The organism is Micromonospora sp. NPDC005553 (assembly GCF_042871765.1).
Taxonomy (GTDB): Bacteria; Actinomycetota; Actinomycetes; order Mycobacteriales; family Micromonosporaceae; genus Micromonospora.
The window spans coordinates 751,755-766,006 of sequence record NZ_JBIAJD010000003.1; the positions used below are offsets into that span (position 1 = coordinate 751,755).

Genomic DNA, 14,252 nt, shown 5'->3' on the forward strand with positions numbered 1-14,252 from the left:
GGCGGCCGGCGATGACCGACGGCACGACCGGGCGGTACGCCGGGGTGCGAGCAGCGGTGATCGGTACTGGCCTGATCGGCGGTTCGGCGCTGTTACGCCTGGCCGAGGCCGGCCTGGACGTCGTCGGATGGGATCCCGACCCGTCGACCCGGGAGCGGGCCCAGGACCGGGGAGTGGTCGCCCCGGCCACGATCGAGCAGGCCGTGGCCGGGCGGGACGTGGTGTTCCTCTGCGGCCCGCTGCCCACTCTTGCGGGCACCCTGGCCCTGGTGGCCGAGCTGACCGCGCCCGGCTGCGTGCTCACCGACGTCGGTAGCACCAAGGTCGAGGTGGCCGAGGCGGCCGACCGACTCGGGCTCACCGACCGGTTCGTCCCCGGGCACCCCATGGCCGGTGCGGAGTCCGCCGGTCTGACCGCCGCCTCGCCGACCCTGCTGGCGGGTGCCGCCTGGGTGCTCTGCCCGGCGCCGGGCACCGCGACCGACGCCTTCCGCTGGCTGACCGGGCTGCTGGTGGAGCTGTTCGGAGCCCGGGTCGTGCCGATGTCCGCGTCGGCGCACGACTCGGCGGCCGCGCTCGCCTCGCACGTGCCGCACCTGCTGGCCGGCGCGCTGGCCGGGGCGACGCAGCGGGCGCCGCTGCGCGACGCGGTGCTGACGCTGGCGGCTGGCAGTTTCTCCGACGGCACGCGGGTCGCCGGCACACCGGCGGAGCGGACCGCGAACATGCTGCTCGGCAACCGCGACCGGGTCCTGCACGAGTTGGACGAGGTCCGCGCCTTCCTGGACGGGCTGGCCGCCGCCCTGCGGGCCGACGACGCGCCCGCGCTCATCGCCCGGTACGCCGAGGCGAGAGCGGCCCGGTCGGCGCTGTCGGGTCGGCGGTTGGCCGGTCAGACCCGGGAGTTCGCTGTCGACGGCGACCACGACGTCGAGGTGACCTGGCTGCGCGGGTTGGGCGAGGTCGGCGGGCACCTGACCGGGTGTCAGGTCGACTCCGGGACGGTTTCCTACACCGCGTGGCTCCCCGTGGCTGACTAGGCTGACAGGCATGGCGATGGACGGCCCGGTGGTGCAGGTGCGCGGCGAGGTGACCCGGGAGGTGCCACCCGAGCTGGCCCGGTTCGCGGTCACGGTGACGGCCCGTGATCGGGATCGGGAGGCGACGTTGACTCAGCTCGCCGAGCGGGCCGCTGCCGTCCGGGTGCTGTTGGACGGTTCCGAGCCGGCGGTGGCCCGGCGGGAGACCGGCGATCTGTGGGTCCGGCCGCAGACCAAGCGCTCGGGCGAGCGTGTGGTGGGATGGCTCGGCAGCGTCACCACGACGGTCACGGTCACCGACTTCACCGCCCTCGGTGAGCTGATGCTCCGGCTGGCCGACCAGGACCAGGTCTCGGTGAGCGGTCCGTGGTGGGAGCTTCGTCCGGACAGCCCCGCGCACCGCGAGGCGCGACACGCCGCGATCCGCGACGCACTGCTGCGGGCCCGGGAGTACGCGGAGGCGCTCGGCGCCCGGGTCACCGCTCTGATCGAGCTGGCCGACACCGGCCCGGCGGACCGGCCGATGTTCGCCCGTGCGGCGTTCGCCGGGGGTGGCGGCGCGGGTGGCGGCCCGCCGGAGCTCGAGCTGGACCCGCAGCCGCAGACAGTGCAGGCGGCGGTGCAGGCGCGGTTCACCATCAGCGATCCGGTCCTCGACTGATGCCACCGGCCGAGGTGCTGTCCGTCGACGAGCTGGTGGGACGGGCGTTGTTGCTGGCTGAGGCCGGCCCACGGCAACTGCTCGGCATCGCCGGGGCGCCCGGCGCGGGGAAGTCCACGCTGGCCGAGTTGATCGTGCGCGAGGTCGGGCCGACCGCCCGCCTGGTGCCGATGGACGGCTTCCACCTGGCCCAGTCGCAGCTGGACCGGCTGGGCCGCGCCGACCGTAAGGGCGCGGTGGACACCTTCGACGCCAATGGCTACGTCTCGATGCTGCGCCGGTTACGCCGCCTGGAGCCGACCTCGGTCCATGCGCCGGAGTTCCGGCGTGAGCTGGAGGAACCGGTGGCCGGGGCGATCGAGGTGCCGCCGTCGGTGCGGCTGGTGGTGACCGAGGGCAACTACCTGCTGCTGCCGGACGACCCGTGGCAGGAGATCCGGCCGCTGCTGCACGAGGCGTGGTTCCTGGACCTGGACGCCGAGCTGCGCCAGCGCCGGTTGACGGCCCGGCACGAGGCGTACGGTCGATCACCGGAGCAGGCGCGGGCCTGGGCGTTGGGCAGCGACGAGTCGAACGCGGCCCTCATCACCCCCACCGCCGACCGGGCCGATCTGGTGGTCCGCCTGTCGGAGCCCCCGGCGGCCTGACCCGTCGGCGCGGCCTGAGCGTCCGGGCCGGACTCGGCTTGACCGGCCGTCGAGGGCCGCCGCAGTCAGTCCAGTTCGCGGACCGGCCGGGCCGGGTTGCCGACCGCGACCACGTTGGCCGGTAGGTCCCGGGTGACCACCGCGCCCGCGCCGACGACGGTGTTCGCGCCGATCGTCACGCCGGCCAGCACGATCGCGCCACCGCCGAGCCACACGTTGTCGCCGATGGTGATCGGCTTGGCCGCCTCCCACTTGTCCCGTCGCGGACCGGGCTCGACCGGATGCGTCGGGGTGAGCAGTTGGACGTTCGGTCCGATCTGGACGTCGGCGCCGATGGTGATCGGTGCGACGTCGAGGAAGACGCACTGGTAGTTGACGAAGCTGCGGGGGCCGATCCGGATCTGCCAGCCGTAGTCGCAGTAGAACGGTGGGCGGATCCAGGTGTCCTCGCCGAGTTCGCCGAGGAGTTCACGCAGAGCCGCGATCCGGGCCTGCGGATCGGCCGCGGGAGTGGTGTTGAAGCGCTCCATCAGCCGGGCGGCCCGGTCCAGATCCGCGATGATTTCGGGATCGTCGGCGATGTATGGCTCGCCGACGAGCATCCTGTCCTTCATGGAGGTCACCGCCCGATCATGCCGGCCGGTTCGTCGGCTCGTGGCGGGTCCGTCACTTTCTGGCCTTCTTTTTACATACTCGGTATGCAATTCTGGGTTGTCAATGTGACTCCATCCATCAAGACGCTTGACCAGGAGGATCCGTTGCACCAGGGAAGAAGATTGGCCGCTCTCGGCCTCGTGTTCGCGCTGGCGCTCTCCGCGCCGGCTCCCGCCTCAGCCACTGCCGCCGCGCCCGCCCCACCGGGCGGCACCGACAAACAGTCCACTCCGGGTGGACCCATCGCCAACCGCTCGACCACCGTCACGCTGATCACCGGTGACCGGGTCACAGTCACCGCGTCCGGTGCCTCGGTCCGGCGCGGCGCCGGCCGCGAGGACGTGCAGTTCCTGGTCCAGCGCGAGCGCGGACGCCTCACCGTGACGCCGACGGACGCGCTGCCGTTGCTGCGCTCCGGCCGGGTGGACCGGCGACTCTTCGACATCACCGGGCTGGTCGAGGCGGGTTACGACGACACCAGGCGCAGCACCCTGCCGCTGCTGGTGTCGTACGGCTCGACGGGGACCGCCCGGCGTGCCCCGGCCGCCCTGCCCGGCACGCGGCTGACCCGCGACCTGCCGGTGATCCGCGGTGCCGCCCTGAACAGCGACAAGTCGTCCCTCGGCGCGGTGTGGGCGACTCTCGCCACCGGTCCCGCTGGGGCCCGGCTCGACGCGGCGGGGGGCGTCGAGCGGATCTGGCTGGACGGGCGTCGACAGGTAAGCCTCGACCACAGCGTGCCGCAGATCGGCGCGCCCGCCGCCTGGGCGGCCGGGTTCACCGGCGCCGGAGTGTCAGTCGCGGTGCTGGACACCGGCGTCGACGCGACCCACCCGGACCTGGCCGGCAAGGTGGCCGAGGCGCGCAACTTCACGGAGGCCACCGACGCTCGCGACACTGTCGGCCACGGCACCCACGTGGCCTCGACGATCGCGGGCTCCGGCGCGGCCTCCGACGGCAAGTACCGGGGCGTGGCACCGGACGCGACGCTGTTGGACGGCAAGGTCTGCGAGGACAACGGCTGCCCCGACTCGGCGATCCTCGCCGGCATGCAGTGGGCCGCTGTCGAGAAGAAGGCCGCAGTGATCAACATGAGCCTCGGCGGCTGGGACACCCCGGAGGTCGACCCGCTGGAGGAGGCGGTGCAGACCCTGACCGCGCAGACCGGCACGCTCTTCGTTCTCGCCGCGGGCAACGACGGCTCGGACGGCTCGGTCGGCTCCCCGGCCAGCGCCGACGCCGGGCTCGCAGTGGGCGCGGTGGACCGCGACGACGAACTGGCCGACTTTTCCAGCCGGGGTCCGCGAGTCGGCGACGACGCGCTGAAGCCGGACATCACCGCGCCCGGCGTCGACATCGTCGCCGCCCGGTCCGCCAACGGCGTCATCGGTGATCCGGTGGGGGACCGCTACGTCACGCTCTCCGGCACCTCGATGGCCACCCCGCACGTGGCCGGGTCGGCCGCGCTGCTGGCCCAGCAGCACCCCGGATGGCGCGCTGACCGGCTCAAGGCCACCCTGATGGCAGCCGCCAAGCCGCACCCGGACCAGACCGCCTACCAGCAGGGTGCCGGGCGGGTCGATGTCGCACACGCCATCACCCAGCAGCTCACCACCGACCCGGTGAGCGTCTCGTTCGGGCGCACGCTCTGGCCGCACACTGACGACGTTCCGATCACCCGCACGGTGACCTGGCGCAACGACGGTCCGGCCCCGGTCACCGTGGACCTGAGCATCGAGGGCGCCGGCCCCGGCGGTCGGGCGCTGCCGGTCGGCCTCTTCCAGTTGGGCGCCGACCAACTCACAGTGCCGGCAGGTGGCACGGCCGCCACGACCGTCACCACTGACACCCGGGTCGGCGACGCCGACGGTTACTGGACCGGGCGGATCGTGGCCCGTTCCGGTGCTGCGGTAGCTGTCACTCCGCTGGCCGTGAACCGGGAGGTGGAGAGCTACACGCTCACAGTGGAGCACCTGAACCGTGCCGGCGCGCGTACCGCGGACCACTGGACGTCACTGGTGGGATTGGACACCTTCGGCTTCTGGGACGTCGTCAGTTCCGACGGGGTGGCCACCGTGCGGGTGCCCAAGGGCCACTACGGCCTGACCGGCCTCGTCTTCGAGCCTGGGCCGGAAGATGAGCAGCGCGGGATGTCCCTGTTGGCGCAGCCCGAACTGACTGTCGATCAGGACACTCGGATCGTCGTGGACGCTCGCCGGGCCAGGCCGGTGCGGACGACCGTTCCGGACCGGACCGCCGTCCCGCAACTGATCGACCTCAGCGGCAACTTCACCGCCGACGACGGCAGTGGGTACGGGGTCGGGCTCTGGGCGGAGACGTTCACCGGCCTGACCAGCGGTCAGATCGGCAAGCCGGTCAGCGCCGACAAGTTCGTCGCAACCGTCAGCAGCAACTGGACCACGCCGGAGGCGGACAAGAGCCCGTACCTGTACGCGTTGGCCGAGGCGATCCCTGGCCGGATGCCCACCGGGTTCGTCCGCGACTACACCCGGCGGGACCTGGCCACCGTCGTGCACAAGTTCCGCGGTGGCCACCCGGGCACGGTGGCCGAGCGGCTCGTGTTCCCCGAGCTGGAGTACAACGTCGGCTATTCCGCTGTGGTCCTGCCCACCGTCGTGCCCGGCCAGCGGGTCGAGTACTACAACACCAGGAACGTGAAGTGGGAATCCGAAATCTACATCGGAACGGTGGACGAGGAAGGCTGGTTGAACCCGAACGCGGCGCTCTTCTCCGTCCCCACCGCCTACCGGGCCGGCCGGACGGTCCAGGAGATCTGGAACCAGGCGCCGTACTCACCGTCCTTCCCGAAACCGCGCTGGCCGCACCAGAGCGTCTCCCGGGTCGGCGACACCATCCTGGCCGACGTGCCGATGTACAGCGACGCGGCCGGGCACCCCGGCGCCTCGCTGACCGACAGCGAGCACACCAAGCTCTGGCGCAACGGCAAGCTGGTCGGGGAGAGCGAGTACGCCGGCTACGGGGAGTTCACAGTGCCACCGGGTGCTGCGGACTACCGGCTCGTCACGTCGGCGAAGCGGAGCTTCACCGACCTGAGCACCGATGTGGAATCCAGCTGGACCTTCCGGTCGAGGCACGTCGCCGGTGAGACGCCGGCCCGGCTGCCCCTGTCGGCGGTGCGCTTCGCGCCGCCGTTGCGGGTCGACAACAGTGCTCCGGCCGGTCAGGGCTTCGTCGTACCGGTACGGGTGCAGCGGCAGCCTGGCGCAGCGGCCAGCCGGGTGGAGAAGCTCACCGTCGACGTCTCCTACGACGGCGGGAAGACCTGGAGCAGGGCGAAGCTGGTCCGCACCTCGACCGACGGCTGGTCGGCCCTGTTGCGGCATCCGGCCGGCGCCGGCCACGTGTCGCTGCGGGCCACCGCCCGGGACACCGCCGGCAACACGGTGACCCAACGGATCATCCAGGCGTACCGGTTGCGCTGAGGCGTACCCCGTCCGGGTCCGCGGCCGAGCGCCGCGGACCCGGCGGGGCCGTCAGTCGTTGGCGTGCAGGGCCGCGTTCAGCTCGATGCCCCGCCCGGTGCGCGGCCGGGCCTCCAGCCCACCGGTGACCGAGTTGCGCCAGAACAGCAGGCCGTCGACGCCGGACAGCTCCCGAGCCTTGACCAACCGGCCGTCAGGGAGCGTGATCTTCGACGCGGCGGTGATGTAGCAGCCGGCCTCGACCACGCAGTCGTCGCCGAGCGAGATCCCGACGCCGGCGTTCGCACCGACCAGGCTGCGCTCACCGATGCTGATCTTGTCGGTGCCGCCGCCGGAGAGGGTGCCCATGATGGAGGCCCCGCCACCGATGTCGGAACCGTCGCCGACCAGCACGCCCTGCACGATCCGCCCCTCGACCATCGAGGTGCCGACGGTGCCGGCGTTGAAGTTCACGAAGCCCTCGTGCATCACCGTGGTGCCGGCGGCCAGGTGCGCGCCGAGACGGACCCGGTCGGCGTCGGCGATCCGCACACCGGAGGGCACCACGTAATCGGTCATCCGCGGGAACTTGTCGACCCCGTACACCGCCAGGTGCCGGCCGGCAGCCCGCTCGATCACCCGCAGCTCGTCCACCCGCTCCGGGGGGCACGGCCCGGCGGACGTCCAGGCCACGTTGGCCAGCTTGCCGAAGATGCCGTCCAGGTTGAGCTGGTTGGGTCGCACCAGGCGGTGCGAGAGCAGGTGCAACCGGAGGTACGCGTCGGAGGCGTCCTTGATCGGGTCGTCCAACGAGCCGATCAAGGTCACGACCTGCACGGTACGCAGGCCAGGCAGGGGCCGGTCACCGAGCGCGGCCGGCGGCAGGTCGAGCACGTCCGCCTTGTCCTCGCCGGCGACCAGCGGCAGCTCGCCCAGGCCCAGCTTGCCGGTCGGGTACCAGGTGTCGAGCACCTGCTCGTCTGCGGTGACCGTAGCCAGGCCGATGCCCCAGGCGGAATCTGCGGACGTCACTGTTACACCTCTCGGTCACGGCCGGGCTGACCTCGGCTCGCTCCTCGCGCTGACAGACCTGAAGGTACCGTGCGAACCATGGAGAACCCGCTGACCCCCGAGGTCCTCGCCGATCCGGTGCAGCTGACCCGCGCTCTGGTCGACATAGAGTCCGTGTCCCTCAACGAGAAGGCCATCGCCGACTGTGTCGAAGAGGTGCTGCGGGCCGTACCGCACCTGACCACCCACCGGCACGGCAACACGGTGATGGCCCGTACCGACCTCGGTCGGTCGCAGCGTGTCGTGCTGGCCGGGCACCTCGACACGGTGCCGTTGAACAACAACTTCCCGTCGACGATGCGCGGCGACCTGATGTACGGCTGCGGCACCTCCGACATGAAGTCCGGCACCGCGTACGCGCTGCACCTGGCGGTGACGCTGCCCGAGCCGCGCTACGACGTGACGTACTTCTTCTACGAGGCCGAGGAGATCGAGTCCAAGTACAACGGGCTCAACCTCGTCGCCCAGGCATTCCCGGAGTGGTTGCAGGCGGACTTCGCCGTGCTGCTGGAGCCGACGTACGGCATCGTCGAGGCGGGCTGCCAGGGCACCATGCGCTCGGTGGTCACCACGACCGGCGTACGCGCCCACTCGGCGCGCTCCTGGCACGGGGTCAACGCCATCCACGCCGCCGGCGAGGTGCTGCGACGCCTCCAGACGTACGAGGCGCGCCGGGTCACCATCGACGGCTGCGACTACCGCGAGGGCATGAACGCGGTGCGGATCAACGGTGGGGTGGCCGGCAACGTGGTCCCCGACCTGTGTGAGGTCGAGGTCAACTACCGGTTCGCCCCGGACCGCACCCCGGCCGAGGCGGAGGCGCACCTGCGTGAGGTGTTCGCCGGCTTCGAGCTGAAAGTCACCGACACTGCTGCCGGTGCCGCGCCCGGGCTCGACGCGGCCCCCGCGAAGGAGTTCCTGGCGGCGGTCGGCGCCGCGCCGATCGGCAAGCTGGGCTGGACCGACGTGGCCCGGTTCGCGGCGATGGGCATTCCCGCGCTGAACTTCGGCCCGGGCGACCCGAACCTCGCCCACCACCCCGACGAGCACGTCGAGATCAGCAAGATCCGCGATGGCGCGGCAACCCTGCACCGCTGGCTAGCCCCAGCCTGACCCGCCCTGCCCCTGCCCCGATCCTGCCCCGGTCCCGCCGGAGCGCCCGGTGATCAAGAGGTTTGCGTCAGCCTGGCCCGTTGTCGGCGACGCAAACCTCTTGATCGGCTCCGGACGGGGTGGGGGAGATGGGGATCGGGTTCTGCTGGCGGGTGCGGCGGCGTTCGGCCACCACGTCTCGGATCCGTCGCTGCATCTGGCGACGAATCCGGATCATCTCGCTGTTACTGATCACGCTGTCTCCTCCCCCGAAGGCGCGCGCCGGGGCATACCCGGTATGTGAATAGTAAGACGTACGGGAGCGCCGAATAGTTGCCCATGATCCCGAACAATTTCTCGGCGTCCCCGCCCCGCGCACCCGGGCGGTGCTGCTCCACTACGGTTGCCCCATGAGCCAGAGCAACGGGCGGGAGGCCGGTCGCGGTCCCGGACAGGAGCGGCATCGCGGTGCGGTCACCCTGCGTAGAGGGGCGATCCCGAGCAGCACCGCCGACCAGCGACTGCTTGATTCACGGGGGCGCGGCGACTGGAAGACCAAGGACGCCTGGCGCGCGCTGCGCATCCTCGCCGAGTTCGTCGAGGGTTTCGACACCCTCGCCGACGTGCCGTCAGCGGTCAGCGTCTTCGGCTCGGCGCGCAGCGCGCCGGACAGCGCCGAGTGCCAGTTGGCCGAGCAGTTGGGCGGTGCGCTGGCCCGAGCCGGCTACGCGGTGATCACCGGAGGTGGGCCCGGCGTGATGGAGGCCGCCAACCGGGGCGCCAGCGAGGCCAATGGGCTCTCCGTGGGGCTCGGCATCGAGCTTCCGTTCGAGCAGGGCATCAACGACTGGGTCGACCTGGCCATCGACTTCCGCTACTTCTTCGCCCGCAAGACGATGTTCGTCAAGTACGCCCAGGCGTTCGTCGTACTGCCCGGCGGGTTCGGCACGATGGACGAGTTGTTCGAGGCGCTCACCCTGGTGCAGACCGGCAAGGTCACCCGGTTCCCGGTGGTGCTCATGGGCGTCGCCTACTGGCAGGGCCTGCTGGACTGGCTGCGCGACACGATGGCCGCCACCGGCAAGATCGGGCCGGTGGACCTGGACCTGATCTGCCTCACCGACGACGTCAACGAGGCGGTCCGGTACATCGTCGCGTCGGAGGCCGCTCTCTCCGCCGAGCAGGAGGCGGTCCGCGAGGAGGCCGTCGCCCGCGCCGGCGCAGACCAGCAGGCGGCAGCCGAACAGGCTCGGGACCACGACTGATGGCGGCGATCTGCGTCTTCTGCGCCTCCTCTCGTACCCTCGATCAGCGCTGGTTGGACCTGGCCGCCGAGACCGGCGCGGAGCTGGCCCGGCGCGGGCACACGCTGGTCAGCGGTGGTGGCTGCGTCGGCATGATGGGCGCGCTGGCGGACGGCGCCCGATCGGCCGGCGGGCGCACCGTCGGCGTGATCCCGCAGTCGCTGGTCGACCTGGAGGTCGCCGACCTGGCCTCGGACGAGCTGCTGGTGACCGACTCGATGGCCAGCCGCAAGACCCTGATGATCGACAAGTCGGACGCCTTCCTCACCCTGCCCGGCGGGCTGGGCACCCTGGACGAGTTGTTCGAGGTCTGGACCACCGCCACCCTCGCCCAGCACACCAAGCCGATGGTGCTGATCGACACCGACGGGTTCTACCGCCCCCTGCTGGACTGGCTCGACGCGCTGGCCGACCAGACCTTCCTCAAGCCCGCCGGTCGCGACCTCCTGACGGTCACCACCACCGTCACCGAGGCCCTCGACGTCCTGGAATCCCACCTGACCTGACCACCCCACCCCCCACCCCCCACCCCCCACCCCCGCCCGCCCTCGGCCCGCCCGGCCCTCGGCCCACCCCCGGTGATCATGAAGTTAGCGGCGTGTCCGTCGGCGTGTCGCGCCGCTAACTTCATGATCGACAGGGGTAGATGGGGGTGGGGTGGGGTGTGGGGGTAGGGGTCGGGTTGGTTGTCGTATGGGTCTGATGGGATGAGCTGATGCAGGCGTACCGGTTGGTGCGGCGGCCCGGAGGGCCGGCGCGGGGGGACGGGGCGACGCCTGACAGCGCTTCCGTGCTCGCCAGCGACGGCACGTCAGTGGGCGGTGTCGGCACGTCGGGTGGGCCCGATCGCGTGGCCGGGGCCGAGCTGGCCGTCGGCGGCGGCTGGCGGGCCGATCCGGTGCAGGCCGAGGTGGTCGGGCACACCGACGGGCCGATGCTCGTGCTCGGCGGCCCGGGCACCGGCAAGACCAGCACGCTGGTCGAGGCGGTCGCCGCCCGGGTGGCCGAGGGGGCCGACCCCGAACGGATCCTGGTGCTGACCTTCGGCCGCCGAGGCGCCACCGCACTGCGACAACGCATCGAGGCTCGGATCGCCCAGGACGGCCACCGGGTGCTGCGCGAGCCGTTGGTGCGCACCTTCCCGGCGTACGCCTTCGGGTTGCTCCGCCGCGCCGCCGCCGAGCGGGGCGAACCGTTGCCCCGGCTGCTCACCGGCCCCGAACAGGATCTGATCATCCGTGAGCTGCTGGACGTGGTGGGCGAGGAGCCCGAGGACGACCCGGTCGGCTGGCCCACCGACCTGCGCCCCGCCCTGCGCACCCGGGCGTTCGCCGGCCAACTGCGCGACCTGCTCATGCGCGCCGCCGAACGCGGTGTGGGCCCGATCCACCTGGCCCGGCTGGGTGAGAAGCTCGGCCGCGCCGACTGGCCGGCCGCCGCCCGCTTCCTGCGGGAGTACGTCGCCGTGCTCGCGTTGCGCGACGTCAGCAACCGGGGCTCCATCGCGTACGACCCAGCGGAGCTGGTCCGGGCGGCCACCGGGCTACTGCGCGACGACGAGGAGTTGCTGGCCGCCGAGCGTCGTCGGCTCGCGTACGTCTACCTCGACGAGCTGGCCGACACCGACCCCGCCCAACTGGAGCTGCTCTCGGTCATCGCCGGCGGTGGCAAGTCGCTCGTCGCGTTCGCCGACCCGGATTCCTCCACGTACGCGTTCCGGGGCGCCGACCCGGCCGGGGTGGCGACGTTCCCGCACCGGTTCCGGACGGCATCCGGTGCGCCGGCCGCGCAGGTGCTGCTGACCACGTCGTACCGGGCCGGGCCGGGTCTGCTCACGGCGATCGCCCGGCTGGGTCGCCGGCTGCGGGGCCCGGCCGCGCACCGCCGGCTGCACCCCCTGCCGGACGCGCCGCCCGGCGTGGTCGAGGTGCACACCTTCCGCTCGGCGACCAGCGAGGCCGCCTGGCTGGCCCACGCGCTGCGCTCGGCACACCTGCTCGACGGCGTGCCGTGGTCACGGATGGCGGTGCTGGTGCGGTCCACCGCGTTGCAGCTGCCCACCCTGCGACGGGCGCTGCACGCTGCCGGCGTACCCACAGTGGTGCACGGTGAGGATCTGCCCCTGCACCTGCAACCGGCGGTCGCACCGCTGCTGCTCCTGCTGCGCTGCGCGCTGGAGCCGGAAAGACTCGACGAGGAGGCGGCGGTCGCGCTGCTGCACTCGTCGCTCGGCGGGGCCGACCCGCTGGCCGAACGGCGGCTGCGGCAGGGCCTTCGCGCGCTCGCGTTGGCCGGCGGTGACCGCCGTCCCTCCGGGGAGCTGATCGTCGAGGCACTGCAGGATCCGGAGGAGTTGGCCGGCATCGAGCGACACTGGGCGGAGCCGGCGCAGGCGGTGGCCGGGCTGCTGGCCATCGCGCGCGAGGTCGCTGCCCGGCCGGGCGCGACCGCCGAGGAGGTGCTCTGGGCCGTCTGGCACGCCAGTGGCCTCGCCGAGCGGTGGGCCGGCGCGATCAACCAGGGGCGTCCGGAGGCCGGTGAGGGCGACCTGGCCCGGCGTCGGCGGGCCGAGGCTGCCGACCGCGACCTGGACGCCGTGCTGGTCCTCTTCGACGCGGCGGCCCGGTTCACCGACCGGCTGCCCGGTGCCCGCACCGAGGTCTTCCTCGACCACGTGCTCGCCCAGGACCTGCCGGCCGACACCATCGCCCCGACCGCCGACCGGGGAGCGGCGGTACGCCTGCTGACGGCGCACGCCGCGAAGGGCCTGGAATGGGACCTGGTCGCGGTGGCCGGTGTGCAGGAGGGCATCTGGCCGGACCTGCGGTTGCGCGGCAGCCTGCTCGGCTCCGAGCGACTGGTCGACGTGCTGGCCGGCCGGTCGGTCGACGGGGCGACCGCGGCGAACGTGGTGGGTCAGACCTCGGCTCTGCTGGACGAGGAGCGTCGGCTCTTCCACGTCGCCATCAGTCGGGCCCGCCACCGGCTGCTGGTCAGCGCCGTGGCGTCGGCCGCCGTCGGCGGGGACGACCACGAGGAGCAACCCAGCCGGTTCCTGCACGAGCTGGGCCCGAGCATCCCGCCACCGACCCCGCCGACCACGCCACCGACCCCGCCCACCCCGCCGAGCGCGCCGCCTCCGGCCCCACCGACCCCGCCCGGTCCCCGCACCGAGCCGTCGTCCGGCGGCAATGGGGGCGCTGCGGCGGGCGAGACCGGCGACGAGGAGCCGGACCGCCCCGGGGCGCTGCCGGTGACCCGTCCACCCCGGGCGCTCACCCTGCCGGCGTTGGTCGCGGAACTCCGTACCGCCATCACCGACCCGGCCGCCCCGGCGGCCCGGCGGCGCGCCGCGGCGGCCGAGCTGGCCCGTCTCGCCGCCGCCGGGGTGCCCGGCGCGCACCCCGACGACTGGTGGGGGTTGCGGGTTCTCTCCGACGACCGGCCGCTCGTCGACGACGGCGACCCGGTGCGGGTCACCCCGTCGGCCATGGAGAGTGCGCTGCGGTGCAGCCTGCGCTGGCTGCTGGAACGGCACGGCGGTAGCGGCCCGACCAGCACCGCGCAGGGGGTGGGCAACCTGGTGCACGCCGCCGCGATGCTCGCCGAGGACGCCAGCGCCGACCGTGGCGCGCTGCTCGACTACGTGGCCGCCCGGTTCGACGCGATCGAGCTGGCGGCCCGGTGGATGGCCGGGCCGGAGCGGGAACGCGCCGAGGCGATGGTCGACAAGCTGCTGCGCTGGCTGGCCACCAATCCGCGCCGGTTGCTCGCCATCGAGCACGAGTTCGCCGTCCGCCTGGACGACCCGAACCGGCCGGTCGACCTGACCGGTCGGGTCGACCGGCTGGAGGTCGACGAGGCCGGGCGGCTCGTGGTGATCGACCTGAAGACCGGTAAGTCCACAGCTGTCACCGGCACCGACCTTGCCGAGCACCCGCAGCTCGGCGCCTACCAGGCGGCGGTGGAGGCAGGGGCGTTCGCCGAGTTCGGTGACGAGTCCGGGGGCGCCGCGCTGGTGCAGCTCGGGACCTCCGCCAAGGACGCCAGGGAGCAGAATCAGCCGGCCGCCAGCGAGGGGCCGGCTGCCGGTTGGGCGACAGCGCTGGTGCGACGGACCGCCGATACGATGGCAGCCGCCACGTTCGCCGCGGTGGCCAACTCGAAGTGCCGGGTCTGCCCAGTGCGCACCAGCTGCCCGGTCTCCGGGCAGGGCCGCCAGGTCGTCGAGCCGCCCACCGTCCGACGCGCAGGCGAGGGCGAGGAGTGAGCGTGCGAACCCAGTCGCGACCTGGGACGGCACCCGTGAGGGCGAGGAGTGCGCCGGTGTTGGGAACTGA

11 protein-coding genes are annotated in these 14,252 nt (G+C 72.7%); 8 read left to right on the forward strand and 3 right to left on the reverse strand.

Annotation, left to right across the window (positions count from 1 at the left end; translation table 11 throughout):
• The first annotated feature begins 11 nt into the window (after positions 1 to 11).
• From ACFYPG_RS16095 to ACFYPG_RS16105, 3 genes are read left to right on the forward strand one after another with little or no spacing between them, the layout of a single operon-like run.
• Positions 12 to 1,040 (forward strand): prephenate dehydrogenase, encoded by a 1,029-nt coding sequence (locus tag ACFYPG_RS16095; RefSeq protein WP_387352513.1) that lies wholly within the window; start codon positions 12 to 14, stop codon positions 1,038 to 1,040.
• Between the two features lie 10 nt (positions 1,041 to 1,050).
• A complete protein-coding gene (locus ACFYPG_RS16100) occupies positions 1,051 to 1,701 on the forward strand; it encodes an SIMPL domain-containing protein (RefSeq protein ID WP_355008209.1) in 651 nt (216 codons plus the stop codon).
• On the forward strand, positions 1,701 to 2,348 hold the full coding sequence (locus tag ACFYPG_RS16105; protein WP_387352515.1) for a nucleoside/nucleotide kinase family protein: 648 nt from the start codon (positions 1,701 to 1,703) through the stop codon (positions 2,346 to 2,348). The genes ACFYPG_RS16100 and ACFYPG_RS16105 overlap by 1 nt, the downstream gene beginning before the upstream one ends.
• Before the next feature lie 65 nt (positions 2,349 to 2,413).
• Here ACFYPG_RS16105 and ACFYPG_RS16110 read toward each other — a convergent pair whose 3' ends face one another.
• Positions 2,414 to 2,971, reverse strand: a complete 558-nt coding sequence (locus ACFYPG_RS16110; RefSeq protein ID WP_387352517.1) for a sugar O-acetyltransferase — start codon at positions 2,969 to 2,971, stop codon at positions 2,414 to 2,416.
• A 75-nt stretch (positions 2,972 to 3,046) separates the two neighbouring features.
• Between ACFYPG_RS16110 and ACFYPG_RS16115 the strand changes: the two genes are divergently transcribed.
• Positions 3,047 to 6,466, forward strand: a complete 3,420-nt coding sequence (locus tag ACFYPG_RS16115) for a S8 family serine peptidase (protein ID WP_387352519.1) — start codon at positions 3,047 to 3,049, stop codon at positions 6,464 to 6,466.
• A gap of 51 nt (positions 6,467 to 6,517) precedes the next feature.
• On the opposite strand, the gene dapD is transcribed toward ACFYPG_RS16115, so the two are convergent.
• Complete coding sequence (gene dapD / locus ACFYPG_RS16120; protein WP_387352521.1) at positions 6,518 to 7,477, reverse strand: 2,3,4,5-tetrahydropyridine-2,6-dicarboxylate N-succinyltransferase; 960 nt, start codon at positions 7,475 to 7,477, stop codon at positions 6,518 to 6,520.
• Between the two features lie 78 nt (positions 7,478 to 7,555).
• On the opposite strand from dapD, the gene dapE reads away from it, so the two are divergent.
• On the forward strand, positions 7,556 to 8,629 hold the full coding sequence (dapE, locus tag ACFYPG_RS16125; RefSeq protein ID WP_355008204.1) for a succinyl-diaminopimelate desuccinylase: 1,074 nt from the start codon (positions 7,556 to 7,558) through the stop codon (positions 8,627 to 8,629).
• Positions 8,630 to 8,696: 67 nt separating this feature from the next.
• Here dapE and ACFYPG_RS16130 read toward each other — a convergent pair whose 3' ends face one another.
• Complete coding sequence (locus ACFYPG_RS16130) at positions 8,697 to 8,864, reverse strand: hypothetical protein (protein WP_355008203.1); 168 nt, start codon at positions 8,862 to 8,864, stop codon at positions 8,697 to 8,699.
• A gap of 154 nt (positions 8,865 to 9,018) precedes the next feature.
• On the opposite strand from ACFYPG_RS16130, the gene ACFYPG_RS16135 reads away from it, so the two are divergent.
• The 3 genes from ACFYPG_RS16135 to ACFYPG_RS16145 all read left to right on the forward strand — a co-directional run bounded on the left by ACFYPG_RS16135 (position 9,019) and on the right by ACFYPG_RS16145 (position 14,182).
• Entirely contained in the window at positions 9,019 to 9,873 is an 855-nt protein-coding gene (locus ACFYPG_RS16135; protein WP_355008202.1) for a TIGR00730 family Rossman fold protein, read from the forward strand.
• A complete protein-coding gene (locus ACFYPG_RS16140) occupies positions 9,873 to 10,418 on the forward strand; it encodes a TIGR00730 family Rossman fold protein (protein WP_355008201.1) in 546 nt (181 codons plus the stop codon). The genes ACFYPG_RS16135 and ACFYPG_RS16140 overlap by 1 nt, the downstream gene beginning before the upstream one ends.
• 209 nt (positions 10,419 to 10,627) lie before the next feature.
• On the forward strand, positions 10,628 to 14,182 hold the full coding sequence (locus tag ACFYPG_RS16145; protein WP_387352524.1) for an ATP-dependent helicase: 3,555 nt from the start codon (positions 10,628 to 10,630) through the stop codon (positions 14,180 to 14,182).
• The last annotated feature ends 70 nt before the right edge of the window (positions 14,183 to 14,252 follow it).

Excerpts from the sequence above, each read along its gene's own strand:
- ACFYPG_RS16095 (WP_387352513.1), top strand. The coding sequence starts at position 12 with ATGACCGACGGCACGACCGGGCGGTACGCCGGGGTGCGAGCAGCGGTG.
- ACFYPG_RS16100 (WP_355008209.1), top strand. The coding sequence starts at position 1,051 with ATGGCGATGGACGGCCCGGTGGTGCAGGTGCGCGGCGAGGTGACCCGG.
- ACFYPG_RS16105 (WP_387352515.1), top strand. The coding sequence starts at position 1,701 with ATGCCACCGGCCGAGGTGCTGTCCGTCGACGAGCTGGTGGGACGGGCG.
- ACFYPG_RS16115 (WP_387352519.1), top strand. The coding sequence starts at position 3,047 with ATGCAATTCTGGGTTGTCAATGTGACTCCATCCATCAAGACGCTTGAC.
- dapE (WP_355008204.1), top strand. The coding sequence starts at position 7,556 with ATGGAGAACCCGCTGACCCCCGAGGTCCTCGCCGATCCGGTGCAGCTG.
- ACFYPG_RS16135 (WP_355008202.1), top strand. The coding sequence starts at position 9,019 with ATGAGCCAGAGCAACGGGCGGGAGGCCGGTCGCGGTCCCGGACAGGAG.
- ACFYPG_RS16140 (WP_355008201.1), top strand. The coding sequence starts at position 9,873 with ATGGCGGCGATCTGCGTCTTCTGCGCCTCCTCTCGTACCCTCGATCAG.
- ACFYPG_RS16145 (WP_387352524.1), top strand. The coding sequence starts at position 10,628 with ATGCAGGCGTACCGGTTGGTGCGGCGGCCCGGAGGGCCGGCGCGGGGG.